Below are 24393 nucleotides of genomic sequence, written 5' to 3'. Positions count from 1 at the left end.
GCCACTACGGGGCCTGGGCCATTTGGCACAGTCCCTGCTCTCTCCCTTGCCAGGCGCAGACCGCGCACCCTGACAACTGCCTCGACCCAACAGGTACTGCAGATGATTGACTGGCACATCGTGTGTGATTTCGACGGGACCATCACCCGTACCGACGTGATCGACAGCATCCTTGAACGCTTCGCCGACCCGAGCTGGGAAGCCATCGAAAACGAATGGCTGGAGGGCAAGATCGGTTCCCGCGAATGCCTCAGCCGTCAGCTGGCGCTGATCAAGGCCACACCTGCGCAACTGCTCGAGTTCTTCGACAGCATCGACATTGATCCCGACTTCCCCGATTTCGTCGACCACGTGATCGGCCTCGGTGCTTCGCTGGAAGTGGTCAGCGACGGTATCGAACAAGGCATCGCGCGAATTCTTGCGCGCAACTACGTGACGCTCCTGCCGATCCTCGCCAATCGCCTGCGCCAGATCGACCACGACAAGTGGCGCATTGATTTCCCCTACGCCAGCGACGCCTGCCGCGCCGCGTCCGGCAACTGCAAATGCAAGTCCACGCCGAACAGCAAACGCGTGCTGGTGATCGGCGACGGCCAGTCCGACATGTGCGTGGCGTCCACCGCCGACTTCGTTTTCGCCAGGGATCGCCTGGCCGAGCACTGCGAGCGCAACGGCATCGCCTACGCGCGCTTCGACAGCTTCGCCGAACTGCCACACCTGCTGGCCCGCCTGCCTCTGGCCCCGGCCGCCAACGCCGTCACTTTCAGCACCGAAACCCCTTCTGAAGCACAGGAAACCCTGCACCATGTCTGATATCCGCATCGCGACAGCCGAAGACCAGGTCCTTCTGGAAAAAGAAGCCAAATACTGCTCCTACGGCGACACCGTTCACTACATCGAACCGCCGCGCATCTTCAGCCGCTGCGAAGGCTCCTACGTCTGGGACACCGAAGATCAGGCCTATCTCGACCTGCAGATGTGGTACTCGGCGGTCAACTTCGGTTACGCCAACCCGCGTCTGAACAATGCACTGAAACAACAGATCGACACCCTGCCGCAAATCGCCAGCCAGTACTTGCACAAGGGCAAGATCGAGCTGTCGGAAATGATCGCGGTCGACGCCAAGAAAAAATTCGGCCTCGACGGCCGGGTGCACTTCAACGTCGGCGGTTCGCAGTCGATCGAGGACTCGCTGAAAGTGGTGCGCAACGCCACCAACGGCAAGAGCCTGATGTTCGCCTTCGAGGGCGGTTATCACGGCCGCACCCTCGGTGCATCGTCGATCACCTCCAGCTACCGTTATCGCCGCCGCTACGGGCACTTCGGTGAGCGTGCGCAGTTCATCCCGTTCCCGTACCACTTCCGTGGCCCGAAAGGCATGACCAAGGAAGAGTACAGCAGCCACTGCGTGCAGCAATTCGCGCGGTTGTTCGAGACTGAATACAACGGCGTCTGGGACCCGAAAGTCGGCCAGAGCGAATACGCCGCGTTCTACGTCGAGCCGATCCAGGGCACCGGCGGCTACGTGATTCCGCCGATGAACTTCTACAGCGAACTCAAGCACGTGCTGGATCAGCACGGCATCCTGATGGTGGTCGACGAAATCCAGATGGGTTTCTACCGCACCGGCAAGCTGTGGTCGATCGAACACTTTGACGTCAAACCTGACGTGATCGTCTTCGGCAAGGCACTGACCAATGGCCTCAACCCGCTGGGCGGCATCTGGGCCCGTGAAGAACTGATCAACCCGAAAGTCTTCCCGCCAGGCTCGACCCACTCCACCTTCGCCTCCAACCCGCTGGGCACTGCGGTGGGTCTCGAAATGTTCAAGATGACCAGCGAAGTCGACTACGGCGCGATGGTCATGGCCAAGGGCAAATACTTCCTCGAAGGCCTGCAGGATCTGCAAAAGCGCTACCCGATCATCGGCGATGTCGACGGCCTCGGTCTGGCGCTGCGCTGCGAGATCTGTACCGCTGACGGTTTCACCCCGGACAAGGCCACCCTCGACTTCATGGTCGAAGAAGGCATGAAGGGCGACATTGAAATCGACGGCCGTCGTCTGGGCCTGATCCTTGACGTGGGCGGCTACTACAAGAACGTCATCACCCTGGCACCGTCGCTGGAAATCAGCTATGCGGAAATCGATCTGGGCCTGGCCCTGCTCGACCGCCTCCTGCATCGGGCAATGAAACGATGATCGAACCAGAGATCGACATGGGCGAAGGCAACGCCGGTTTCGTTCTCGGCAACGGCGAGGTCGCGGTGGTGTTGATCCACGGCCTCACCGGCACCCCGACGGAACTCCGTCGGGTGGCCGTGGGCCTGGCGAAAGCCGGGCACACGGTCTATGTGCCGACCCTGGCCGGGCACTGCGGCGGTAATGCCGACCTGCAGGCCACCGGCTGGCGCGACTGGTACGAAAGCGCGCGCAACACCTTCGTCGGCGTGCGCCGCAAGCACCGCAAGGTGTACGTCGGTGGCTTGTCCATGGGCGCGGTGCTGTCGATGTACCTGGCTGCCGAACACCCGGGACAGATCGAAGGCTTGCTGCTGTATTCGACCACGCTGCGCTACGACGGCTGGAGCATCAACAAACTGGCGTTCCTCACCCCGCTGCTGATGAAAATCCCGTTCGGCGTGCACCTGTGCAGTTTCGAAGAAAAGCCGCCCTACGGCATCAAGAACGAGCGCCTGCGGGCGATCGTCGAACGGCAGATGAAAGAGGGCCAGAGCAGTCAGGCCGGGTTGCTGACCATGGAAGGCATCACCGTGCGGGAACTGCACCGGCTCAATGCCGTGGTGAAGAAAAGTATGCCGTCGATCACCACGCCGGCACTGGTGCTGCACTCCATCGAGGACGACATCACCAGCCGCTGGAACGCCGATTATGTGGAACGCAAACTCGGCGGGCCGGTGACCAAGGTGCTGCTCGACGACTGCTATCACATGATCACCGTGGACTTGCAGTACCGGCGTGTCGTGGAATTGAGCGCCGACTTCATCCAGCGCGGCATCATGCCAGCGATCATTCACCCCGGGACAGCGCCACTGGACACCCGGCAACTGGCTTGAGCAGTGGCCTCCGTCCGCCTCCATGCGACTCGCCGACATAAGGAACCGACGTGATCACCGCGCAAGCCTTTTCAACCATCGAGGCGATTGATCGCTGTGCCTGGAATGACTGCTTTGCCGATGAACTGGAAGACTGGGATTACTACCGCGCGGTGGAACGGGCGGGAATTGACGGTTTTCACTGGCGCTATCTGACCCTGCATGAAGACGGCCGTCTGATCGCAGGCGCGGTGGCGTTCAGCACCGCCTATTCGCTGGACACCACTCTGCAGGGCGCGGGCAAACGTGTCAGCCAATGGCTGCGCCGGCGCCTGCCCGGGCTGTTCGTCATCCGTCTGTACGCCCTCGGCTCACCGGTGGCGGAGCAGTGCCATGTCGGCACGGCTTCGCACATTGCCCCTGCGCAGCGCCCGGCACTGCTCGCGCAATTGCTGCACCTGGCAAAACAGGACGCCGACCAGCTCGGAATTGGCCTGCTGGCGGTCAAGGACGCTTCGCATCGCGACCCGCAATGGCTGGACGTCTGCCGCCAGGCCGGAATGCAAAGCATGCCCGGCCTGCCCGGCGCCGAATTGCCGATCCGTTTCGCCTCGGTGGATGCCTACCTGGGCAGCCTCGGCAAATCCACGCGCAAGGACCTGCGCCGCACCTTGCGCAACCAAGGCCCGCGCACCGAATGGCGACGTTCGGTGCACGACTTGCTGCCGCGCATGATGGCGCTCTACGAAGCCACCCTCGCCCGCAGTGATCTGGCCTTCGAATGCCTGCCGGCGGCGTACTTTTGCGAAGTGCTCGCCCACCTCGACGAGCGCGCGGCCTGCGTGCTCTATTGGGTTGGCGACGAACTGGTGGCGTTCAATCTGGTGCTGCTCGACGGGCGCCGCATGATCGACAAGTTTTTCGCCCACGATCTGGCCCGCACCCGCCAGTACAATCTTTACACCCGAAGCTGGCTGGTCAATGTCGACTATTGTATTGAGCACAAACTGGCGACCTATGCTTGCGGGCAAGCCGGCTATGCCACCAAGCTGCGCCTGGGGTGCTCGTTTGTCGGGCATACGGTGTTTTTCCGTCATCGCAATCCATTACTCAACCGACTGCTGGGACTGGTAAAAATGTTTGTCCGACCGGATCGCTCCGACCCTGCCATGGCTGCTGCATTAAGCGAAATAGAATGAACAAAGACCGACGCACTGTCGCCCGACCTTTCGCCCTTTCCGGCTGGAGCCTGCAACGCAAACTGGTGCTGGCGATCTGGCTGGTGAGCGTGATCCCGACCATGATCGCGGCCGAACTGGCGGCCACCACGCTGTCGCAGATCTTCGACAGCAACGTGCGCATCTGGCTGCAGGAGTCCTCGAAGATCGTCGAGGACGAAATCACCGAAATCCTCCGTGACAACGCCCGGGCTGCGCAGCTGTTCATGCGCCACACTCGGCCGCCGGTCGACCGCCATTCCGCCAGACACGACAAATTGATCGCCGATATCGCCGACTCGATGGGCATTGATGTCGTGGCGCTGATCCGCAACAGCGATCACAAAGTGGTATTCAGTACCGCCGACGACAACATCATCAGCCAGATCAGCACGGCCCCCAAAGCGGTGCTGCAAACCCTGCAAGTCGCCGGCGTCGCCACCGGCACGGTGATTTCGACTTTCGAAACCGATCAGGACGGCGTCGACTACAAAATGATCGTCGGCACTTACCTGGACAACAGCTTCCTGACCAGTGTTGCCGACGTGCATTCGCTGGACTTGCGCCTGTACCTGGCCAAGGACGATGACTTTTCGGAGATTTTCTCCACCCAGCGTTTCCAGGATCATCCCGCGCAAGTGCCGGAAAAAATCGAGCAGATCCTGCGCGAAACCAAAGGCCCGTTCGAACAGTTCACCAATCGCTACAGCGGCATCTATCGCCCGATCTTCAACGAGAACGGCCAGTTGCAAGGCGTGATATTCAGTGGTCTGTTGCGCCACACCAGCCTCGTCGGCCTGGTCAATCAGAGCAACCTGTTCATCTTGATTTTCCTGCTCAGTTCGGCGGCGTCGCTGGCGGTCGGCTGGCTGGTCTCGCAACGCCTGACCAAGCCGTTGCGCGGGTTGGCCCGAGGCGTACAAGCGGTGATCGCCGGTGATTACCATCAACGCCTGAACGTGAATGGCGGTGATGAACTGGCAGAGCTGAGCAGCACGTTCAACCATATGAGCGAGCGTCTGGAGGAATTACAGCATCTGGAATCGCAACTGCGCCGCCGTGATCGCCTGCACGCACTGGGCGAAGTCGCCATGGGCCTGGCCCATGAGATCCGTAATCCGCTGGGCATCATCAAGACCGCCACGCAACTGCTGCATCGGCGCGCCGACCTGCCGGAAACCGACAAGCGTCACCTGGAGTACGTGGTCAAGGAAGTCAGCCGGATCAATGACCTGATCACCGAGTTTCTCGACTTCGCCAAACCCAGTGCGCCGATCCGCGCCACCCAGTCCGCCCGCGCACTGGTGGATGAACTGGCCGGGTTCTGCGAGCCGGAACTGGCCAGCCACAAGATCGACCTGCACATCCACGATCAGGCGCCGGGCGCAACGATCTATGCCGATATCAAGCAACTCAAACAGGCCGGCCTGAACCTGATCGTCAACGCCATCGACGCCATGCCCGACGGCGGCCGCCTGACCCTGGGCATCGCCAGTGCCGGCACCTGTACCGTGATCAGCGTGGCGGACACCGGGCAAGGGATTGAGGCCGACATGCTGGAACGTATCTTCACCCCGTTCGTGACCACCAAGGCTTCCGGCACCGGCCTGGGCCTGGCGAAAGTGTTTTCGGTGATGGAGAACCACAACGGGCGCGTGGAGTGCGTCAGCGAAAAAGATGCCGGCGCCACGTTCAGCCTGTACATTCCGGCCAATGGCGACGACTTCGACGAGACTGACGATGACGCATAACATTCTGGTGGTGGACGACGAACCGAAACTCTGTGACCTGCTGGCCTCGGCCCTTGGTCAGAACGGCGTCACGGTGTTCACCGCCGGCAATGGTTTGCACGCGCTCAAGGTACTGGAGAACGAAGACATCGACCTGCTGATCAGCGACTGGCGCATGCCCGGCATGGGCGGCGCGCAGTTGCTGGCGGAAGTGAAAAGCCGCTTTCCACAGCTGCCGGTGATTGTCATGACCGCCTACAGCACGGTGAAAAATGCCGTGGAGTCGATGCGCAACGGCGCGTTCGATTACATCGCCAAGCCGTTCGACATCGACGAACTGGACATCACCGTCAGCAAGGCCCTGCAATTTCGCGACATCCTCAAAGACAACCAGCGCATGCGTGCCGAACTCGACGAGCATCAGCAGATCGACAGCCTGATCGGCGACAGCCCGAGTTTTCGCCGCGTGTTGCAAGCCGTGGAGTCGCTGCGCGAAAGCGCGGCGACCGTGCTGCTCAGCGGTGAAAGTGGTACCGGCAAGGAGATGGTCGCCCGGGCCATCCACAAGCATGGCAATCGCGCCGACAAACCGTTTGTCGCGGTGAACTGCGCGGCGATCCCCGAAGGGCTGCTGGAAAGTGAAATGTTCGGCCATCGCAAAGGCGCGTTCACGGGCGCAGTGGCCGACCGTATCGGGCGCTTTCAACAAGCCGACAAAGGCACGTTGTTTCTTGATGAAATCGGCGAAATGCCGCTGGCGTTGCAGGCAAAAATCCTCCGCGCCCTGCAAGAACGGGTGATCGAACCGGTGGGCGATACCAAGGAGCGCAAAGTCGATGTGCGGGTGATCGCCGCCACCAACAAGGACCTGCTCGCAGCGGTGGCCAACAAAGAGTTTCGCGAGGATCTTTACTACCGCCTCAACGTATTCCCGATTCCACTGCCGGCCTTGCGTGAACGGGTCGAAGACATCGCTCCGCTCGCCCGACATTTCGCCCATACGCTGGGCGCCGAGGCCGGTAAACGCATCAGCGGCTTCAGCGCGCCGGCCTTGCAGGCGATGACGCGCTACTCGTGGCCGGGCAACATTCGCGAACTGCAGAACTGCGTCGAGCGCGCGACCATCGTCGCATCGGCCAACATCATCGAGGAACAGGATCTGCCGGCGTATCTGTTCGCCGCGCAAGCCTCGGACAGCAGCGGCCCGCTGAACGAAATCAACGGTGTGCCGGCGGATCTCGACGCGGCGCTGGCCGAGGTCGAGAAAACCTGCATCCTCGCCGCCCTGCACCAGAGCAACGGGGTACAGGCTGCCGCTGCGCAGTTGATCGGCATCTCCGAACGCAGCTTCTGGTATCGCCTGAAGAAACTCGGGATCCACGTCGACAAGATCGTGCGGTGACCCCGCCGCGCTCAGTTGACCGTGCCGCCCCGGGCTTCACTCATGATCTGCCGGATAGCCCCGACGAAGGTGTCCACCGGCTGCCCGCCCGTGACGGCGTACTGACCGTTGAAGACCACGGTCGGTACTGAGTTCACGCCGCGTTGCAGCCAGAGTTGCTCTTCTGCGCGCACCTCAGCGGCAAATTCGTCGGACGCCAGAATCGCCGTTGCCCGCCGCCGGTCGAGCCCCGCTTCTTCGGCAGTTTGCGTCAATTGCGCGTGATCGGACGGGTTGCCGCCATCGGTGAAGTACGCCTTGAACAACGCCTCCTTCAGCGACAATTGCTTACCCTCCAGTCCCGCCCAGTGCAGCAACCGGTGGGCATCGAAGGTGTTATAGATGCGGCTGTTGCCATCGGTGCGAAAGGCGAATCCGACGTCGGCACCACGGGCCCGAATCGCTTCGCGGTTCTTCTGCGACTGCTCCGGGGTCGAGCCGTATTTTTCACCGATGTGCTCGGTGATGTTCTGCCCCTCGGGGCCCATCTTCGGGTTCAGTTCGAACGGCTGAAAATGAATCTCGGCCTGCACTTCGTCGCGCAGGATTTGCAGCGCCTGCAGCAAGCCGTAAAGGCCGACGACGCACCACGGGCAGGAGACGTCGCTGACAAAATCGATTTTCAAAGCGGAACTCATCACACACCTCGCAGGCGGAAATCGTGCGGAAAAGTTTGCACGATACACCTGCCCGGCGCTGCGGTGACAGTGATGGCCCCCTCGCGGGCAAGCCGGCTGCCACAGGATTCACGCAATAGGTGTGGGCGCGGGCTTGCCGCGATGGGGCCCTTGAGTCAAAGCAGATTCCCCGCCGCCACCGGCTCGATCTGCGCCCAATGCGAGGTATCTTCTCGATGCTGCTGCAAATAGGGCAACACCGCCGCCAGCAACGGCGCCTTGAACGCCTCCTGGAAACGATGGGCCAGCCCCGGGATCAGCTTCAACTGACTGCCGCGAATATGCGCCGCCAGATGCACGCCGTGCATCACCGGCAGCAACGGATCGGCCGTACCGTGCACCACCAGCGTTGGCACGCGCAATTGATTGAGCAATGCCACCCGGCTCGGCTCCGCAAGAATGGCCATGATCTGGCGTTTCACGCCTTCCGGATTGAACGCCCGGTCATAAGCCACCGCGGCTTGATGCAGCAACATCTGCCGATCATCCTTGACCGACGGACTGCCCAGCGCCGCCAGTAAATCGGCCTGCTGCTCCAGTGCCACCTCGCGATTCGGCGCACCGCGACGGGCCAGCAATTGCACCAGTGCCGCGCTCGGCGCCGGCAAGCCCTCGGCGCCGGAACTGGTCATGATCAGGGTCAGGCTTTCCACCCGTTGCGGCGCCATTGCCGCCAGATGCTGGGCGATCATCCCGCCCATGCTCGCGCCCAGTACGTGAAACTGGTCAATGTGCAGCGCGTCCATCAGGCCCAGTGCATCGTCGGCCATGTCGGTCAGCGAGTACGGCGCCGACACGGGCAAGCCGAGCTTGTAGCGCAACACCTCGAACGTCAGGTTGGCCTCGGCCGGTGCCTGGCGCCAGGTCGACAGGCCGACGTCGCGGTTGTCATAGCGAATCACCCGAAAGCCTTGCTGACACAGCGCCACCACCACTTCGTCGGGCCAGTGGATCAACTGCCCGCCCAGGCCCATGACCAGCAACAGGGCCGGATCCTGAGCACGGCCGATGCTTTGGTAAGCAAGGCTGACCTGTGGCAGATCGACCCGTTCGGTAGGCACGTTGACGTCGCATCGCGAGGCCGCCGCAGCCGGCAGGCCGAACAACAGCGCAGCCAATACGGCCGCGATTGATAAAAATCCCTTGAACATGAAAAACACCGAAACGCAGAACCCCAGTAGAGCGCGAGTCTGATGAAGTTTGTTCAAGCGCGCTGCCACAGTTCGATGACAGTTTGATGAAGAGTGCCGAGCGGTCGGCGCCGCGCCTGCGGCGATAACTGTGTACCGCCACGAACTGGCGCAGCCGGCATTCCGCGCCTTCGAGAAAACCCATCTGAAACTGCCCGAGCAGCGTTTCCTCACCCACGCCGACAACGCCGGTCTGCCGTACGCGAACATTGGCAGGCGGTCGGTCGTGCTGGTGCATTTCGAGCAGGTGAGCTGAATCCGCAAAAGCCCGCGTCTTCATCGACGCGGGCCTGGGTAAAAAAACGGGACGAATATCGACAGCCCGGCCAACATGAGACAAACTCAACGCTTTCGCAATTGTCACAAGTTTTCCTCATGGAGCCAGCCGGTGCTTGAAATCCGCCACCTGAAAACCCTGCACGCCCTGCGCGAAGCCGACAGCCTGGTGGATGCCGCCGATCGCCTGCACCTGACCCAATCGGCGTTGTCTCACCAGTTCAAGGAACTGGAAGAGCGCATGGGCATGGCGCTGTTCGTGCGCAAGACCAAACCGGTGCGGTTCACCAGCGCCGGTCTGCGCCTGTTGCAACTGGCCGACGCCACACTGCCGCTGCTGCGTGCCGCCGAGCGTGACATCGGCCGCCTCGCCGGTGGCACCGCCGGACGCCTGCACATGGCCATCGAATGCCACAGCTGTTTCCAGTGGCTGATGCCGACCATCGACCAGTTCCGCGATGCGTGGCCGGAGGTCGAACTCGACCTGGCCTCGGGTTTCTCGTTCGCCCCCCTGCCGGCGCTGGCCCGTGGTGATCTGGATCTGGTGGTGACTTCCGACCCGCTGGACATTGCCGGCATCACGTACGTGCCGCTGTTCACGTACGAAGCCATGCTCGCGGTTGCCAACCAGCATCCTCTGGCAAGCAAGCCGTACATCGTTGCGGAAGACTTGCTGACAGAAACCCTGATCACCTACCCGGTGGAACGCGATCGTCTGGACATCTTCACCCGCTTCCTCGAACCGGCCGACATAGAGCCTGCGCAGGTACGCACCTCGGAACTGACGGTAATGATGATGCAACTGGTCGCCAGCGGCCGCGGCGTCTGCGGCATGCCGCACTGGGCGTTGCATGAATACAGCTCGCGCGGTTACGTGAAGGGCAAGCGCCTGGGCGAGAAAGGCCTGTTTGCCACGCTGTACGCGGCGATTCGCGCGGACATGCTCGACGCTCCGTACATGCGCGATTTCCTCCTGACGGCCAAGGACACCTCGTTCTCGACCCTCGACGGCGTCAGCGCTGTTCGCTGAAAGATCTGGAAGGGGCAGGTTCAAACGCCGGATTTTTCCCGGACAACAACCCTCCCTGCGGCGAGGGAGCTTGCTCCCTCGCCACAATCACCGCGTCCAGGCCGTAGGGACGAGTTCACGCCACATGTGGATCTTGTCGAAGTAGTCTTCGCCTACGCGCACCGCGAGCGGTTCGAGGCCGAACTGGATAAAGCCGCAACGCTGATACAGATTGAACGCAGCATCGTTGCCAGCGGTGACGGTGAGCTGGATGAGTTTCAGCGCGGGGTGGTTGTGTGCTTCGGTCAGTGCCGCTTGCACCAGTTCATGGCCCAGACCGTGCCGACGAAAATCCGCTGATACATACATGCCGAACAGCGTTGCCTTGTGCCGGGCCTTCTCCCGTGGTTCGAAGGCGAGACCGACGATACCGGCCAACGTGCCGCCCTCGAAGGCGCCAAGCACTGCATCGAGCTTGCTGGTCAGACGCGCTTCCCACCAGCTCAACGGCATGGTCGCCCGCTCGCGCACGCTGGAGGTGAACGCCTGCGGATGGCGGTCGTAGGCCTCAAGCATCAGTTCCCGGTACGCCAAGGCATGACTGGCATCCAGCCGCTCGATCCACATGTTCAAGCCGTCCTGCGTTGTTCAAGCATCAGGCGCACGGCCAGACCACCAAGCACCAGGCCCATGAAGTAACGCTGCAGCGCCAGCCACGTCGGGTTGCGCACAAACCACGACGCAATGCCTGCCGCGAAAAGCGCGATCAACAGATTGACGGTGAAACTGACGCTGATCTGGGTCAGGCCAAGAACGATACTCTGGGTGAACACCGAGCCGTGTTCAGGGGTGATGAACTGCGGAAATACCGACAGATAAAACACGGCGATTTTCGGATTCAGCGCACTGGTGAGAAAGCCCATGGTGATCAGTTTGCGCGACGAGTCCGCTGGCAACTGCTGCGCCTCGAACGGCGAACGCGCACCGGGCTTCACCGCTTGCCAGGCCAGCCACAACAGGTACAGGGCGCCGGCCCACTTCAACACTTCATAGGCCATCGGCACCGCGAGAAACACCGCGGTCAACCCCGCTGCCGCAGCAAACAGGTGCACAAAGAACCCCGCCACCACGCCGAGCAATGACGTCACGCCGGCCTTGCGGCCCTGGCAGATCGAACGCGAGATCAGGTAGATCATGTTCGGCCCCGGCGTCAGCACCATCAACAACGCGGCGGCGGCGAAGATCAGCAGGTCTTGAAGCGGGATCATGGGGGGCGTCCTTTGCGAAGAGGATCAGGTGATGGCGGTCAGCGAATCACGATAAAACGGCAGGATCAGGTCGCGTGTCAATGGCGCCAGTTCGACATCGCCGTCAGTGGCCGGGTCGATCCAGATCACCTCTTCGATTTCCGCCGCCGGCGTGACTTGAGCAGCAATGCTCAGCTGGAACAGCTCGGCTTGTACGGTAAAGCCCGGCTCGTTGGCAGCGGGCGCGGAAAACTGGCCAAGAAAGGACGCCTGCTCCGCAGTGATGCGCAATCCAAGCTCTTCTTCCAGCTCACGGGCCAGGGCCTGCAGCGGTGTTTCATGAGCCTCGATCTTGCCGCCCGGTTGCATGAAGGCACGGGTGTTGCGCTTGCGCACCAGCAACGTGCGACCGTCAGGGCCAAGCAACAGCGCGGCGGCGATGCGAATGAGGCGTGGGGATACAACGGATGCAGAGGTCATGGGGGCAGCCACCGGCGTGGAAAAACCGCAAGGATCCCATGTCCCGCCCACTGGCGTCATCTCGCCGAGGCTCATCCCTGTGCCTTGAGCGCCGCTTCCACCGCCTCGGGCACCTTGACGAAAATCTGGTATTTACCCCCCTCCATCGCTTCGAAGGCGATCAGCTTTTCCACCAGCAAGCCGCTGAGCACCTTGCCGGCATTGAGCAGCAGCATGCCGTTATCGGCATTCAGGTTGCGCGCCAGAATCATGCCCTCCGCCAGGTCCCGTGTGGTCAGCACCTTGACCGCCGGATCAATCAGGGTGATGTCACTGAGGAACGCCGCGCACACCTGGATGAAATCTTCGACCAAGTCCGGGTCGTACAGGCGTCCGGCGTACTGACGCAGGTACAGCAGCGCTTCATCGGTGTTCATCTGCCGTTCGAGGATCAGCCCGCGCTGCAGTTCAACGAAGTCCACCGCCAGCTTCAGCAGGCGTGAACCGAACGGAATCGCCTCGCCCTTGAGCCGGTCGGGGAAGCCGCTGCCATCCCAGCGCTCCTGATGATGCAGGATCAGCCGCGCAGCATCCTTCATCGGGTCAAGAGTCATCAGCACCGATTCGCTCTGCTTCGGGTAGCTGCGATAACGGTCGCGGTCGGTGTGTCGCAACAGATCCGAAGGGGTGACCATCATCGTGTCGGACCAGCTCAGTTTGCCGACGTTGTACAGCGCCGCAGCCATTGCCAGGTCGCGGCTGACGGCTTCGTCCAGGCCATGGGCCTGACAGTAGCCGCGCACCAGTTCGATGATCTGCCGGTTGGTCTGCTTGGCCGGCGGCAGGCGCAGATTGGCCAGCAGCGAGAACACTTCGGTGCCGGTGACATAACTGTGCTTGAGCTCTTCGTAGGCCAGATCGAGCATGTCAGCGGTCTGCTGCAATTCGGCGGTGCGCGCGGCCACGTGCTTTTCCAGGGTGCTGTTGAGTTGCCGCAGCTGATCGTTCTGCACCCGGGCCAGGCGTTCCAGGCGCTGGCGCTCGCGTTCGGAATGCTGGTGCTCCAGGGCCTGACGCAGGATCAACAACAACTCTTCGTCATTCCACGGTTTGCTGATGTAGCGGTGAATCTGCCCGTCGTTGATTGCCTTGATGATGGCCGTGGGGTCGGCATAACCGGTGAGCATGATGCGCACGGCGGCCGGATGGCGTTCGCGCACATGGGTCAGCAGCGAAGCACCGTCCATGTTGGGCATGCGCGCATCGCTCATCACCAGATCCACCGGTTGCTGCGCCAGAATCTCCAGCGCCTGGGCGCCGCTGGTGGCCAGCAACAGATCATAGGGCTGGGTGCGCAACAGCCGGCGCAGGCTGTTGAGAATCGATTCCTCGTCATCGACCAGCAGCACCTTGGGGCGGTGGCTCGGCGTCGGGACGGTTGGCTCTTCCATGGCATGACCTCAAGTGAAACGGTGACGGTGATTGACCCTTGGGCCTACCGCCCCGCTGGCCCGCGTCTGAGTGCAAGGCTAGATGATTTTTCGCAGGCTTCACGCAAATTTTCGGCGTGGCTGCGCAGGCGAAGTGCCGCAGGGGCAACTATGCTTAACAACGTTGTACGGCTGCGGCGGCCGGCAAACAGGCCCGCGAAGAGGGAAAGGATGCTCCCGATGACGACAACACATGACCTTAAGGGCGGTGCGGCATGAACCTGCCACCGGCCCGGGTCAATCGTCGCGTGCTCATCGTCGATGACAGCCCGGCGATTCATGGCGACTTCGCCAAAATCCTCTGCCCCGCGATCGCCGTGGACAACGGTCTGGGCGCCACCGAAAACCTGCTGTTTGGCACGCCGTCCACGGCGCAGACCCCGTCATTCGAACTGGATTCGGCGTTTCAGGGCAGCGAAGCGCTGGACAAACTCGAAGCCGCGCTGGCGCAAAACCGCCCCTATGCGATGGCCTTCATCGACATGCGCATGCCGCCAGGCTGGGATGGCCTGGAAACCATCGAACGCCTGTGGCAAGTCGACCCCAAGTTGCAGGTCGCGCTGTGCACCGCGTATTCCGACTACTCCTGGGAAGACATCGACCAGCGCCTGGCACTGAACGACCGCCTGCTGATTCTGAAAAAGCCTTTCGACGCCATCGAGATCCGCCAGATGGCCAGCGCCCTCACGGTCAAATGGCAAATGACCGAAGACGCCGAACTGAAACTGAGCCGGCTGGAACAGGCGGTTCAGGAGCGCACCCGGGAACTGTCCGACGCCAACATGATTGTGCAGAACAGCCCGACCATTCTGTACCGGTTGCGCGGCGACCCGTCATTCGCGCTGATGTACATCTCCCACAACATCACCCGGTACGGCCATGTCGCGGCCGATCTGGTGGGCTCGGCGAGCTGGGCCCAGACACTGATTCACCCGGATGATCAGGCCAGTGTCGATGCCGCCATGGCCCGGGTGCTGGATCGCCACGCCTCGGGGGCGTCGATCGAGTTTCGTCTGCGCACCGGCCAGGGCACCTGGCGCTGGGTGGAAAACCGCTACATCCCGGTGCGCGATCACGACGGTCGCCTGCTGGAAGTCGAAGGCATTATTCTGGACATCACCGAGCGCCGACTGGTCGAGGAGAAACTGGCCCTGCTGGCCCGCTCCGACGGCCTGACCGGACTGGCCAACCGCGCCACACTGATCGAACGCCTGCATCAGGCCTTTGCCGCCGCGCGTCGCGGCGCTGCGCCGTTCGCCGTGTTTTATCTGGACCTGGATCACTTCAAACGTATCAATGACACCCTCGGGCATCCGGTCGGTGATCTGCTGTTGCAGGAAGTCGCCCGGCGCATCAGGACCGGTGTGCGCGAAAACGATGTGGTAGCGCGCCTGGGAGGGGATGAGTTCGCGATCCTGCAAATGGACGTCAGCGACCCGACCCGGTCCGCCGCCATGGCGGCCAATCTGCGTGACAAGCTGCTGACGCCCTACCACTTGGCCGGCAATGCCCTGCACATTTCGGTGAGCATCGGCATCAGCAGCTACAGCGCCAGCAGTCTCGACGCCGACAGCCTGTTGAGCCAGGCCGACATGGCGCTGTACCGCGCCAAGGAAATGGGCCGCAATCAATATCACTTCCACTCCGAGGCGATTTCCCTGGAAGTTGCCGAGCGCATGGCCCTGGTCGGTGAATTGATGACCGCCCTGGAGGGCGATGAGTTGCAACTGCATTACGCGCCGGAGATGGACCGGCACAGCGGCAGGATTCTCGGCATGGAGGCGCAAGTCCTGTGGCAGCATCCGCGCCTCGGCCTGCTGCCGGCCAGCGCTTTCGTGCCGACAGCGGAGCGCACCGGCGCCATCATTCCCCTCGGGCGCTGGGTGCTGGACCGCGCCTGCCGGCAGATGCAGCAATGGCGCGACGAAGGCGTGGCGCCGCCGGTCATGGCGATCAAGCTCTCGCTGGCGCAACTCAAGAGCGGCCCCGAACTGATCTACGACGTGCTGCGCACCACCGCACGCTGGGAGCTGGCACCCTGGGACCTGCGCTTCGATGTCACCGAGGCGACACTGGCCCAGACCAAGTGGACGCACAACGATGTCCTGCCGCGCCTGCGTGAGTTGGGCGTAACCATCGCCATCGACGATTTCGGCACCGAATACTCCTCGTTCGATTACCTGAAGACCTACCGGGTCAACCACCTCAAACTCGCCCAGAGTTTCATCGACAGTGCCACTCAGGATGCAGCAGGCGCCAACGCCCTGCGCGCCATCGTCAATTTCGCCCGGGACCTGGACATCGGCATCATTGCCGAAGGTCAGCCGTCGGCGGATCAGCCGGTGGTGCCCCCCGTCGCCCCGCTGCCCAGCGCCCAGGGCCTGTATTTCAGCGCCGCGGTCAGCCCCGAGCAGGCGGGCCGCCTGCTCAGGGACGACCGCCAGCTAGCCCCGCCCGCGCAGGAGGACGAAGCATGAAGACAGCCTCAGCGCACACCAACCGGCGCATTCTGATCATCGACGACACCCCGGCGATTCACGACGACTTCCGCAAGATCCTTGCCCCGCAGGCGCAGGACGCGACCGATCTGAATCAGCTCGAGCAAGCGCTGTTCGGCACCCGCCCGTCGCCGCACCTGACCTTCCAGCTCGACTCCGCCTATCAGGGGCAGGAAGCGCTGGCCCTGGTCCGGCGCGCACTGATCGACGGCAGCCCCTACGCCCTGGCGTTCATCGACATGCGCATGCCGCCCGGCTGGGATGGCCTGGAAACCATCGAGCAGCTGTGGCGCGTCGATCCGAACCTGCAAATTGCCTTGTGCACTGCCTACAGCGACTACAGCTGGGAAGCGATGGCTGAACGGCTGGAGTTCGGCGACCAGTTGCTGATCCTGAAAAAGCCGTTCGACAGCCTGGAAATCCGCCAGATGGCCAACGCCCTGACATGGAAATGGCAACTGGCCCAGGACGCAGCCCTGAAGATGCTCGGCCTCGAACGCACCATCGAGGCGCGAGTGCATGAACTGCTGAAGGTCTCGCACCTGTTGCAATACGACAGCCTCACCGGCCTGCCCAACAGCACCCTGCTCGGTGATCGCCTGAGCCAGGCGCTGGCGGTCAGCCGGCGCCATGACAAACAGCTGGTGGTAATGTTTCTCGGCCTCGACCGCTTCAAGCGCATCAACAATGCCCTGGGTCATCCGGCGGGCGACGAAATGCTCAAGCGGGTCGGCCAGCAACTGTTGCTGTGCGTGCGCGAATCGGACTCGGTATTTCGTTACGGTTCCGACGAGTTCGTGGTGATCCTCAGTGACATCAACCACCCTCAGCAGACCCACGCCGTCGCCGAAAAATTGCTGGCCGCCGTCCGCGTGCCGCAGATGATTGCCGGCCATGACGTCAGCGTCACCGCCAGCCTGGGCATCAGTGTCTATCCCGAGGACGGACCGGACGCCATCGAGCTGATCAAGAAGGCCGAGACCGCGATGCGCAACGTCAAGGAAACCGGCCCCAACGACATCGGTTTCTTCATCGAAGCCATGAACCTGCGCGCGCGCGAACAACACAGCATCGAGTCGGGCATTCGCCGGGCGTTGCAACAGCAGGAGTTCGTCCTGCACTACCAGCCGAAAGTCGATTTGCGCAGTGCCCGGGTGGTCGGGGCCGAGGCGTTGGTGCGCTGGCAGAAACCAGGTCATGGCTGGGTCTATCCGGCAGACTTCATCCCGGTGGCCGAGGACAGCGGACTGATCGTGCCGCTGAGCAAATGGGTGCTGGCCGAAGCCTGTCGGCAGACCCGGGCGTGGCAAGTCGCGGGCCTGCCGCCGATCCACGTGTCGGTCAACACTTCGCCCATCGACTTCCGCCAGCGTGACTTCGTCGAAGGCGTCGAGCAGGTGCTGGCGCAGACTGGCCTGGGCCCTGAATGGCTGGAGCTGGAAATCACCGAAGGCGTGCTGATGCAGAACATCGACGCGACGATGACAGCGCTGGCGCGATTGAAAGCGCTGGGCACGCGGCTGGCCATTGATGACTTCGGCACGGGCTATTCGAGCCTGAGTTACCTGCGCCGGTTTCCCATTGATGTGCTGAAGATCGACCAATCGTTCATTCGCGGCCTGAGCGACAACCACAACGACGCCGCCCTCGTCAGCGCCATCATCAGTCTGGGCAAGACGCTGGGGCTGAATGTCATTGCCGAAGGCATCGAGACCGCCGGGCAACTGGCCTTTCTCAAGGCGCATCACTGCGAGGAAGGCCAAGGTTACTTTTTCAGCAAAGCCCTGCCGGCCGACGCGTTTGCGCGCTTGCTGGCCGGCACCGACCCCATGCCGTGGACGATTTCATGAGCCGCGCCAAACCGGCCCCGCGTCAGGGAGACGATTGCCGATGAGTATTCTTCAACACGCCCTGGTGTTGCTGCTGTGCGGATTCTGCGCCGGGATCGGTGCCGAGCCGCTGGACGAACCGCTCAAACCGTTGCCCGGCGTACCGCAGCAGGATGCCCGGCGCGTGGAGCTCGGTTGGCGGTTGTTCCACGAGCCACGGTTGTCGATCAACAACACGTTGTCCTGCGCCAGTTGCCATCAGCTGGACAAGAACGGGGCCGACAACCGTGCCCTGTCACTGGGCTTCGACGGCCAACCAGTGGCCGTCAACACGCCGACCGTGTTCAACGCCGCCCTCAACTTCCGCCAGTTCTGGGATGGCCGTGTCGAAACCCTGGAGGAACAAAGCAACGTCGTCATCACCAGCCCGCATGAAATGGGCAGCGACTGGAGCACCGTCCTCGAGCGGATCGCCACCGACCCCGACTACCGCCGCGATTTCGCCGCCACCTACCCGGACGGCGTGACCCGGGCCAATGTCCAGCAGGCACTGGCCAGTTTCGAACGCACCTTGCTCACGCCCGACTCGCGTTTCGATCAATACCTGCTGGGCAATACCGACATCCTCACCCTGGAGGAAAAGTACGGTTACCAGCGCTTCAAGGAATACGGCTGCATCGCCTGCCATCAGGGGGTGAACATCGGCGGCAACATGTTTCAGAAATTCGGCGTGTTCGGCGATTACATCGCTGATCGCGGCCACCCGACCGTGGCCGATCAGGGCCGCTTCAACGTCACCGCCGACGAAGCGGATCGGGCCGTGTTCAAGGTGCCGAGCCTGCGCAATGTCGCGACCACCGCACCGTACTTTCACGACGGTTCGGCGCCCACCCTCGAGCAGGCGGTGGACGTGATGTTCCAGTACCAGTTGGGGCGCATGCCGAGCGAAGAAGACAAGCGGTTGATCATTCTGTTTCTCAAAACCCTCACCGGCCAATGGGCAGGCAAGCCATGATCAACGTCTCCCGGCGACGCAGTCTGCTGTTGCTCACACTGGTCGTGCTGGTACTGGCCTCGGTCCTGCTGTTTCTGTATTTCAAGTCCAGCTCCGACCAGACCATGACCTACACCGAATCGCGGGACCTGATCCGGCAGATCAAACAGCAGAATTCGCAGTGGGAAAACGAGATCCTCAAGGCCAGGGTGGCGCTGACCCACAACTACGACCCGCTGGTGTCGCCGATGAACGAGATGAACCGGCTCTGGGCGCGCTTCGACGCGATTGAGTCCGGGCATGGGCGCAGCGACTCGGCGCAATGGAACGAGGCTCACGAAAGCTTCCTGCGGGCGATGCAGGAAAAGACCCGTCTGGTCGAACAGTTCAAATCGCACAACGCGCTGTTGCGCAACTCCCTGGCCTTTCTGCCCACTGCTGAAGACGACATCCAACAGCAACTGGCCAGCCTGTCGGACTTCGATAAGTTGCAGCTGCAAAACATCACCACCGACACCTACGACCTGCTGCTCAGCGCCCTCGAATTCGCCCAGGTCACCTCCGTCGAACGGGCTGCGGATATCGAGGTCGGCCTGAACAAACTGAAGGTGAACGCGCAACGCCTGCCACCGGCGTTTCAGACCCCGATCAAAATCATGAGCAGTCATATCTCGCTGATTGCGCGCGAGCAGCCACTGGTCAATCAGTTGCTCGAAAGCATCGAAAACATCCCCGTGGCCGAGCGCCTCGACAACATCACCACCATGCTCGATCACGACCAGCAAAGCGCCGATCGGGTCGACCGCCAATACCACTTCTACCTGCTGTTGTTTTCGGTGCTGTTGATGCTGTCGCTGGTGTGGCTGGCCATCCGCCTGATCGGCAGCTTCGCCGAGATCAACCGGGTCAACAGTGCCCTGCAAACGGCCAACGGTGCGCTGGAACAAAGAGTCGAAGAGCGCACCCGTGAACTCAGGGACGCCCAGAGCGAACTGCTCGACGCGGCGCGTCAGGCCGGCATGGCGGAAATCGCCACCAATGTGTTGCACAACGTCGGCAACGTGCTCAACAGCGTGAACATCTCCAGCGACCTGATCGCACGTAAACTGCGGGCCAGCAAGACCCAGGGCCTGGGCAAGGCCATGCAACTGATCAACGAGCACCCGCACGACCTCGGCGCCTTTCTCAGCGAAGACGCCAAAGGCAAACTGCTGCCCGGCTACCTCAATCAGTTGGTCGGCGCGATTGCCCAGGAACAGCAGGAAATGCTCGACGAACTGAACCAGATGAACAAAAGCGTCGACCACATCAAGGACATCGTCGCCACCCAGCAATCCTATGCCGGGGCCAACAGCATGACCGAGCCGCTGTTTATCAACGAACTGCTCGAAGACGCCCTGCGCATGAACGCCGGTGCCCTGACCCGACACCATGTCACGGTGGTCAGGGAATACGCCGATGTGCCCCAAGTGATGGGCGACAAACACCGCTTGCTGCTGATCCTGATCAACCTCATCAGCAACGCCAAATACGCCATGTCCGACCTCAGCAACCGCCCCCGCACCATGACCCTGGCGGTCAGGATCGTCGATGACAACTTCCTCGAAATCAGCGTCAAGGACGATGGCGAAGGCATCGCGCCGGAAAACATGACGCGGATCTTTGCCCACGGTTTCACCACCCGCAAGGAAGGCCACGGCTTCGGCCTGCACAGTTGTGCCCTGGCGGCCATCGAGATGAACGGCCACCTCACCGCCCACAGCGACGGACCGGGCACGGGGGCGTTGTTCACCTTGCAGATTCCCCTGATCAGCGTCACGGAGAACGCATGAGCGAGCTGGCCAACCGGCGTATTCTGCTGATCGACGACATGCCGTCGATTCATGAAGACTTTCGCAAGATACTCGCGCCGCCGGCGGTGCAGTCAGTGGAGCTGGACGAGATGGAGGCGGCCCTGTTCGGCGCTCAGCTTCGTGCCGAACGGCCGCCGTTCGAGCTGGACTCGGCCTATGGCGGCGAGGAAGGTCTGGGCAAGCTGGTGCAGGCCTTGCGCGAACAACGCCCCTACGCGCTGGCCTTCGTCGACATGCGCATGCCCGATGGCTGGGACGGCGCGAAAACCATCGAACATCTGTGGCAAGAAGATCCGCAGCTGCAAGTGGTGGTGTGTACCGCGTACTCGGATTACTCCTGGGACGAATTGCTGGAGCGGCTGCACGCCCACGATCGCCTGCTGATCCTGAAAAAACCGTTCGATAACATCGAAGTCCAGCAGATGGCCAACACCCTGCTGACCAAATGGCAGATGACGGAAAAGGCTTCGCTGCAAATGCATCATCTGGAACACCTGGTCGATCAGCGCACCGCCCAGCTCAGAGAGGCCAGCGAAGAGCTGCGCCGGGAAATCGACGAGCGCAAGCAACTGGAAGGGCAACTGGTGCAGTCGGAGAAACTGGCGTCCTTGGGGCAACTGGCGGCGGGCGTGGCCCATGAAATCAACAACCCGATCGGTTTCATTTCCTCCAACCTCGGCACCCTCGACGGTTACTTCAAGCAATTGCTGAGCATGCTCGACGCCTACCAGACGCTCGGTGGGCCTCTGGACAAAGAATCCGCGGCGCGCCTGGAACAATTGCGCACAGACGTCGAACTGGATTTTCTCCTTGAGGACATTCCCGTGCTGATTCGCGAGTCCAAGGAAGGCATCGGCCGGGTCGGCCAGATCGTCAAAGACCTGAAGGATTTCTCCCGGGTCGACACCAATCAGCAATGGCAGTGGGCGAATCTGCAGCAGGGCATTGAATCGACCCTGAACATCGTCGCCAGCGAACTGAAATACAAGGCCGACGTGGTCAAGGAATATCAGACACTGCCGGACATCGAATGCCTGCCCTCGCAAATCAATCAAGTCATCATGAACCTGGTGGTCAACGCGGCGCAGGCGATGGGGCCGGAGCGCGGCACCATCACCTTGCGCACCGGCCAGCAGCAAGACCTTGCCTGGGTTGAAGTGGCCGATACCGGCTCGGGAATTGCCCCGGACACCCTGCAGAAAATCTTCGACCCGTTCTTCACCACCAAACCGGTGGGCCAGGGGACAGGGCTGGGTCTGTCCCTGTCCTACGGCATCGTGAAAAAACACGGCGGCGAGATTTCCGTGCGCAGCGAATTGGGCGTCGGCACGACCTTTCGCGTCGAACTGCCCATGCGCCAGAACCGCCCCGCCGCTTGACGGTGTTTCAGATGTCAGCACCGCCAGGTGATCAAGGCTGACCATCAGCCGAATGTCATTGGAGTGAAGGCAGAGCCGGGTTCGGCGAATGTTTCGGGGGTGGCCTGATATTTTTATTGGGCTTAGGGGGGGCAGATCTCCCTGGGTTCAAGTCCTGAGCACAGCTTGAATTCGCAGATTCAGAAACCTGAATTCGACTCGATCCTTCAGGTCGGCGCACCTCGAACAACCCACTCGGTCAGTCCCCTCTCCCACCGGGAGTGGCTAGGGTGAGGGCCGCGGTTAGCGGTGTGGAATCAACAATTGGCGAACACCATCGCTCCGCTCCACCACCTCCCCCGGCAGCTTCAAGCGCTGATCATCCAGATAGCGGTAATCCTTGCGCGCAATCTCCAGTTGCGCGACATCCAGTTCAACGCTGAACGTCCCGGCTTCACGCCCCGCTTCGAACAGCATTGTCCCCAGTGGATCGACCAACGCGCTGTCGCCGGCAAACATCAAACCGTCATCGCCGGCCTCGACCCGGTTGACCATCAGCGCGAACGCCTGATTCTCCTGGGCGCGCGCCATGTTGGCGGTGCGGTGGGTCGGGGCATACGGGTCCATGTTGCCGTTGGTCACGATCAGCAACTCGGCGCCGAGTTGCGCCAGCGCACGGGCGGACTCGGGGAATTCGATGTCGTAGCAGATCAGCAGGCCGACACGTACGCCATTCCACTCGCACGTGGCATAACGATCGCCCGCCTCGAACACGCCGCGATCGGAGGCCCACAGGTGGGTCTTGCGGTATTTCAGGGCGATGCCTTCGGGGGTGAGCAGCAACGTGGTGTTGTAGAAGTGCCCGTTGTCGTGCTCGGCCATGCCGATCACCACCGCAACATTGCGTTCGCGGGCGGCGGCCAGCACGGCGCTGATGGTCGGGCCGTCCACCGGCTCGGCGATTTGCGCCACGGTGTCGGCGCTCGGGAAGCCCATCAGGTGGGTTTCCGGGAAGACGATCAGTTGCGTATCGGCGGCGCACGCGGCGATCGCCGCGAGGGCACGTTCGAGGTTGTATGCCGTGTCGTTGTCACGGCCCGCCAGTTGGGCGAGTTCGACTTTCATCGCGAGTCCTTGTGGTCGTGGCCGGGCGCGGAAAGATTGCCCGGTGGCTGTCGGTGGGCCAGTATGCGCAGCAAGCGACCGGCCAGGGAATCACGCGGCCGGGGTAACCCGATAGGGGTAGTCCATGTCCGTTTCGTTTGATGACATCACCTGGCACCGCGCCGTCGGGCAATTGATCGACGCGCTCGACAAGCCGAATTTCTGGGCGCAACTGGTGCGTCTGCTCGACCAGTACGTGGCGTTCGATAGCTGGGTCGTGCTGCTGTTCAGCGCCGACCGGCACCCGCAGGTCTTCGCCGAATGCCCCGGCGAAGACGGCAGTCCCGATCAGTTGTTTCAGGATTACCTGCGCGGTCTGTACCGGCTCGACCCGTTCTACATCGCCTGTCGCGAACAATCGCGCAGCGGGCTGTATCGCCTGTCCGAAGTGGCGCCGGAGCATTTCGAACTGACCGAGTATTACCAGCGATACTTTCGTCTGAATGTCGTGGCCGACGAAATCCAGTTCAATTGCCAGCTCGAAGGCGAACGCACGCTGTGCCTGTCACTGGGCAGTGAAAAACGTTTCACTGGCGAGCAGATCGCTTTGCTGTCATTGATCCAGCCGTGGGTACTGGGCCTGTTGCGCCAGCGCCTGCCTTACGAAATCAACGAAACCGTGGCCCTCGCTGTAACACCTGCACCGGTCGACTGGCGGGTGCAACTGGAGGCCTCGGTGCAACAACTCAAGGGCGCGCAACTGACTGGCCGGGAACTGGACGTCGGGCGTTTGATGCTCAGCGGTTGCTCCAGTAAAGAAATCGCCCGTAAGCTGGAAATCTCTGTAGAAACCGTGAAAGTCCATAAGAAACACATGTACAGCAAGCTGGGGATCAAATCCCAGTCGGAGCTGTTTTCGATTTTTCTCCAGGCGCAGAACGCCTGAAACAGCGCGATTTACGCTTTT

At 61.9% G+C, this 24393-nt stretch carries 21 protein-coding genes; 14 read left to right on the top strand and 7 right to left on the bottom strand.

Annotated features, from left to right (window positions below; all coding sequences use genetic code 11):
• The first annotated feature begins 102 nt into the window (after positions 1 to 102).
• From PseuLF5_RS24040 to PseuLF5_RS24015, 6 genes are read left to right on the top strand one after another with little or no spacing between them, the layout of a single operon-like run.
• The gene (locus PseuLF5_RS24040; RefSeq protein ID WP_128615904.1) at positions 103 to 813 is read left to right on the top strand and encodes an HAD-IB family phosphatase; all 711 of its coding nucleotides are present in this window, start codon (positions 103 to 105) and stop codon (positions 811 to 813) included.
• Positions 806 to 2200, top strand: coding sequence for an aspartate aminotransferase family protein (locus tag PseuLF5_RS24035; protein ID WP_340134861.1), 1395 nt, complete (start codon positions 806 to 808; stop codon positions 2198 to 2200). Before PseuLF5_RS24040 ends, PseuLF5_RS24035 begins: the two co-directional genes overlap by 8 nt.
• Positions 2197 to 3075 carry an alpha/beta hydrolase gene (locus PseuLF5_RS24030; protein ID WP_123466176.1) on the top strand — a complete coding sequence of 293 codons (879 nt, stop codon included), beginning with the start codon at positions 2197 to 2199 and terminating at the stop codon, positions 3073 to 3075. Before PseuLF5_RS24035 ends, PseuLF5_RS24030 begins: the two co-directional genes overlap by 4 nt.
• A 50-nt stretch (positions 3076 to 3125) precedes the next feature.
• Positions 3126 to 4253, top strand: coding sequence for a GNAT family N-acetyltransferase (locus PseuLF5_RS24025; protein WP_340134860.1), 1128 nt, complete (start codon positions 3126 to 3128; stop codon positions 4251 to 4253).
• Positions 4250 to 6022: a sensor histidine kinase gene (locus PseuLF5_RS24020; RefSeq protein WP_340134859.1), complete on the top strand. Its 1773-nt coding sequence runs from the start codon at positions 4250 to 4252 to the stop codon at positions 6020 to 6022. Before PseuLF5_RS24025 ends, PseuLF5_RS24020 begins: the two co-directional genes overlap by 4 nt.
• Complete coding sequence (locus tag PseuLF5_RS24015) at positions 6012 to 7403, top strand: sigma-54-dependent transcriptional regulator (RefSeq protein ID WP_123466170.1); 1392 nt, start codon at positions 6012 to 6014, stop codon at positions 7401 to 7403. The genes PseuLF5_RS24020 and PseuLF5_RS24015 overlap by 11 nt, the downstream gene beginning before the upstream one ends.
• Positions 7404 to 7414: 11 nt before the next feature.
• On the opposite strand, the gene PseuLF5_RS24010 is transcribed toward PseuLF5_RS24015, so the two are convergent.
• The gene (locus PseuLF5_RS24010; protein WP_340134858.1) at positions 7415 to 8080 is read right to left on the bottom strand and encodes a DsbA family oxidoreductase; all 666 of its coding nucleotides are present in this window, start codon (positions 8078 to 8080) and stop codon (positions 7415 to 7417) included.
• A gap of 155 nt (positions 8081 to 8235) precedes the next feature.
• Positions 8236 to 9270, bottom strand: coding sequence for an alpha/beta fold hydrolase (locus PseuLF5_RS24005; RefSeq protein WP_340134857.1), 1035 nt, complete (start codon positions 9268 to 9270; stop codon positions 8236 to 8238).
• 130 nt (positions 9271 to 9400) lie between these two features.
• On the opposite strand from PseuLF5_RS24005, the gene PseuLF5_RS24000 reads away from it, so the two are divergent.
• Together PseuLF5_RS24000 and metR are read left to right on the top strand one after the other, a co-directional pair.
• Positions 9401 to 9565, top strand: coding sequence for a hypothetical protein (locus PseuLF5_RS24000; RefSeq protein WP_340134856.1), 165 nt, complete (start codon positions 9401 to 9403; stop codon positions 9563 to 9565).
• 132 nt (positions 9566 to 9697) lie between these two features.
• On the top strand, positions 9698 to 10615 hold the full coding sequence (metR, locus tag PseuLF5_RS23995; protein WP_128615900.1) for a transcriptional regulator MetR: 918 nt from the start codon (positions 9698 to 9700) through the stop codon (positions 10613 to 10615).
• 87 nt (positions 10616 to 10702) lie between these two features.
• On the opposite strand, the gene PseuLF5_RS23990 is transcribed toward metR, so the two are convergent.
• From PseuLF5_RS23990 to PseuLF5_RS23975, 4 genes are all read right to left on the bottom strand, one after another.
• A complete protein-coding gene (locus PseuLF5_RS23990) occupies positions 10703 to 11221 on the bottom strand; it encodes a GNAT family N-acetyltransferase (RefSeq protein WP_222834381.1) in 519 nt (172 codons plus the stop codon).
• A gap of 2 nt (positions 11222 to 11223) precedes the next feature.
• Positions 11224 to 11862 carry a LysE family translocator gene (locus tag PseuLF5_RS23985; protein ID WP_123466160.1) on the bottom strand — a complete coding sequence of 213 codons (639 nt, stop codon included), beginning with the start codon at positions 11860 to 11862 and terminating at the stop codon, positions 11224 to 11226.
• 24 nt (positions 11863 to 11886) lie between these two features.
• Positions 11887 to 12321, bottom strand: coding sequence for an NUDIX hydrolase (locus tag PseuLF5_RS23980; protein WP_340134855.1), 435 nt, complete (start codon positions 12319 to 12321; stop codon positions 11887 to 11889).
• Positions 12322 to 12392: 71 nt separating this feature from the next.
• The gene (locus PseuLF5_RS23975) at positions 12393 to 13751 is read right to left on the bottom strand and encodes an HD domain-containing phosphohydrolase (protein WP_336347217.1); all 1359 of its coding nucleotides are present in this window, start codon (positions 13749 to 13751) and stop codon (positions 12393 to 12395) included.
• 254 nt (positions 13752 to 14005) lie between these two features.
• Here PseuLF5_RS23975 and PseuLF5_RS23970 point away from each other — a divergent pair, with 254 nt between their 5' ends.
• Genes PseuLF5_RS23970 through PseuLF5_RS23950 form a run of 5 tightly spaced genes read left to right on the top strand, consistent with a single transcriptional unit; the run spans position 14006 to position 22343 of the window.
• Positions 14006 to 16267 (top strand): EAL domain-containing protein, encoded by a 2262-nt coding sequence (locus tag PseuLF5_RS23970; RefSeq protein WP_340134854.1) that lies wholly within the window; start codon positions 14006 to 14008, stop codon positions 16265 to 16267.
• The gene (locus PseuLF5_RS23965; protein ID WP_340134853.1) at positions 16264 to 18138 is read left to right on the top strand and encodes a putative bifunctional diguanylate cyclase/phosphodiesterase; all 1875 of its coding nucleotides are present in this window, start codon (positions 16264 to 16266) and stop codon (positions 18136 to 18138) included. Before PseuLF5_RS23970 ends, PseuLF5_RS23965 begins: the two co-directional genes overlap by 4 nt.
• A gap of 40 nt (positions 18139 to 18178) precedes the next feature.
• Entirely contained in the window at positions 18179 to 19132 is a 954-nt protein-coding gene (locus PseuLF5_RS23960; RefSeq protein ID WP_340134852.1) for a cytochrome-c peroxidase, read from the top strand.
• Entirely contained in the window at positions 19129 to 20943 is a 1815-nt protein-coding gene (locus tag PseuLF5_RS23955; protein ID WP_340134851.1) for a DAHL domain-containing protein, read from the top strand. Before PseuLF5_RS23960 ends, PseuLF5_RS23955 begins: the two co-directional genes overlap by 4 nt.
• The gene (locus PseuLF5_RS23950) at positions 20940 to 22343 is read left to right on the top strand and encodes an ATP-binding protein (RefSeq protein ID WP_186748560.1); all 1404 of its coding nucleotides are present in this window, start codon (positions 20940 to 20942) and stop codon (positions 22341 to 22343) included. The genes PseuLF5_RS23955 and PseuLF5_RS23950 overlap by 4 nt, the downstream gene beginning before the upstream one ends.
• A 282-nt stretch (positions 22344 to 22625) precedes the next feature.
• Here PseuLF5_RS23950 and PseuLF5_RS23945 read toward each other — a convergent pair whose 3' ends face one another.
• On the bottom strand, positions 22626 to 23447 hold the full coding sequence (locus PseuLF5_RS23945; protein ID WP_340134850.1) for a carbon-nitrogen hydrolase family protein: 822 nt from the start codon (positions 23445 to 23447) through the stop codon (positions 22626 to 22628).
• Between the two features lie 124 nt (positions 23448 to 23571).
• Between PseuLF5_RS23945 and PseuLF5_RS23940 the strand changes: the two genes are divergently transcribed.
• A complete protein-coding gene (locus tag PseuLF5_RS23940) occupies positions 23572 to 24372 on the top strand; it encodes a helix-turn-helix transcriptional regulator (protein WP_340134849.1) in 801 nt (266 codons plus the stop codon).
• Positions 24373 to 24393: the final 21 nt, after the last annotated feature.

The organism is Pseudomonas sp. LF-5, assembly GCF_037626295.1.
GTDB lineage: Bacteria > Pseudomonadota > Gammaproteobacteria > Pseudomonadales > Pseudomonadaceae > Aquipseudomonas > Aquipseudomonas monsensis.
The sequence above is the reverse complement of the archived record's forward strand: the minus strand, read 5'-3'. Positions and strand labels throughout refer to the sequence as shown.

Bases quoted from the DNA above. Each gene is read 5' to 3' on its own strand.
- PseuLF5_RS23970 (WP_340134854.1), top strand. From the start codon at position 14,006: ATGAACCTGCCACCGGCCCGGGTCAATCGTCGCGTGCTCATCGTCGAT.
- PseuLF5_RS24015 (WP_123466170.1), top strand. From the start codon at position 6,012: ATGACGCATAACATTCTGGTGGTGGACGACGAACCGAAACTCTGTGAC.
- PseuLF5_RS23975 (WP_336347217.1), bottom strand. From the start codon at position 13,751: ATGGAAGAGCCAACCGTCCCGACGCCGAGCCACCGCCCCAAGGTGCTG.
- PseuLF5_RS24005 (WP_340134857.1), bottom strand. From the start codon at position 9,270: ATGTTCAAGGGATTTTTATCAATCGCGGCCGTATTGGCTGCGCTGTTG.
- PseuLF5_RS24020 (WP_340134859.1), top strand. From the start codon at position 4,250: ATGAACAAAGACCGACGCACTGTCGCCCGACCTTTCGCCCTTTCCGGC.
- PseuLF5_RS23960 (WP_340134852.1), top strand. From the start codon at position 18,179: ATGAGTATTCTTCAACACGCCCTGGTGTTGCTGCTGTGCGGATTCTGC.
- PseuLF5_RS24035 (WP_340134861.1), top strand. From the start codon at position 806: ATGTCTGATATCCGCATCGCGACAGCCGAAGACCAGGTCCTTCTGGAA.
- PseuLF5_RS24040 (WP_128615904.1), top strand. From the start codon at position 103: ATGATTGACTGGCACATCGTGTGTGATTTCGACGGGACCATCACCCGT.
- PseuLF5_RS23990 (WP_222834381.1), bottom strand. From the start codon at position 11,221: ATGTGGATCGAGCGGCTGGATGCCAGTCATGCCTTGGCGTACCGGGAA.
- PseuLF5_RS23950 (WP_186748560.1), top strand. From the start codon at position 20,940: ATGAGCGAGCTGGCCAACCGGCGTATTCTGCTGATCGACGACATGCCG.
- PseuLF5_RS24010 (WP_340134858.1), bottom strand. From the start codon at position 8,080: ATGAGTTCCGCTTTGAAAATCGATTTTGTCAGCGACGTCTCCTGCCCG.
- PseuLF5_RS23940 (WP_340134849.1), top strand. From the start codon at position 23,572: ATGTCCGTTTCGTTTGATGACATCACCTGGCACCGCGCCGTCGGGCAA.
- PseuLF5_RS23965 (WP_340134853.1), top strand. From the start codon at position 16,264: ATGAAGACAGCCTCAGCGCACACCAACCGGCGCATTCTGATCATCGAC.
- PseuLF5_RS23945 (WP_340134850.1), bottom strand. From the start codon at position 23,447: ATGAAAGTCGAACTCGCCCAACTGGCGGGCCGTGACAACGACACGGCA.
- PseuLF5_RS23955 (WP_340134851.1), top strand. From the start codon at position 19,129: ATGATCAACGTCTCCCGGCGACGCAGTCTGCTGTTGCTCACACTGGTC.
- PseuLF5_RS23980 (WP_340134855.1), bottom strand. From the start codon at position 12,321: ATGACCTCTGCATCCGTTGTATCCCCACGCCTCATTCGCATCGCCGCC.
- PseuLF5_RS23985 (WP_123466160.1), bottom strand. From the start codon at position 11,862: ATGATCCCGCTTCAAGACCTGCTGATCTTCGCCGCCGCCGCGTTGTTG.
- PseuLF5_RS24030 (WP_123466176.1), top strand. From the start codon at position 2,197: ATGATCGAACCAGAGATCGACATGGGCGAAGGCAACGCCGGTTTCGTT.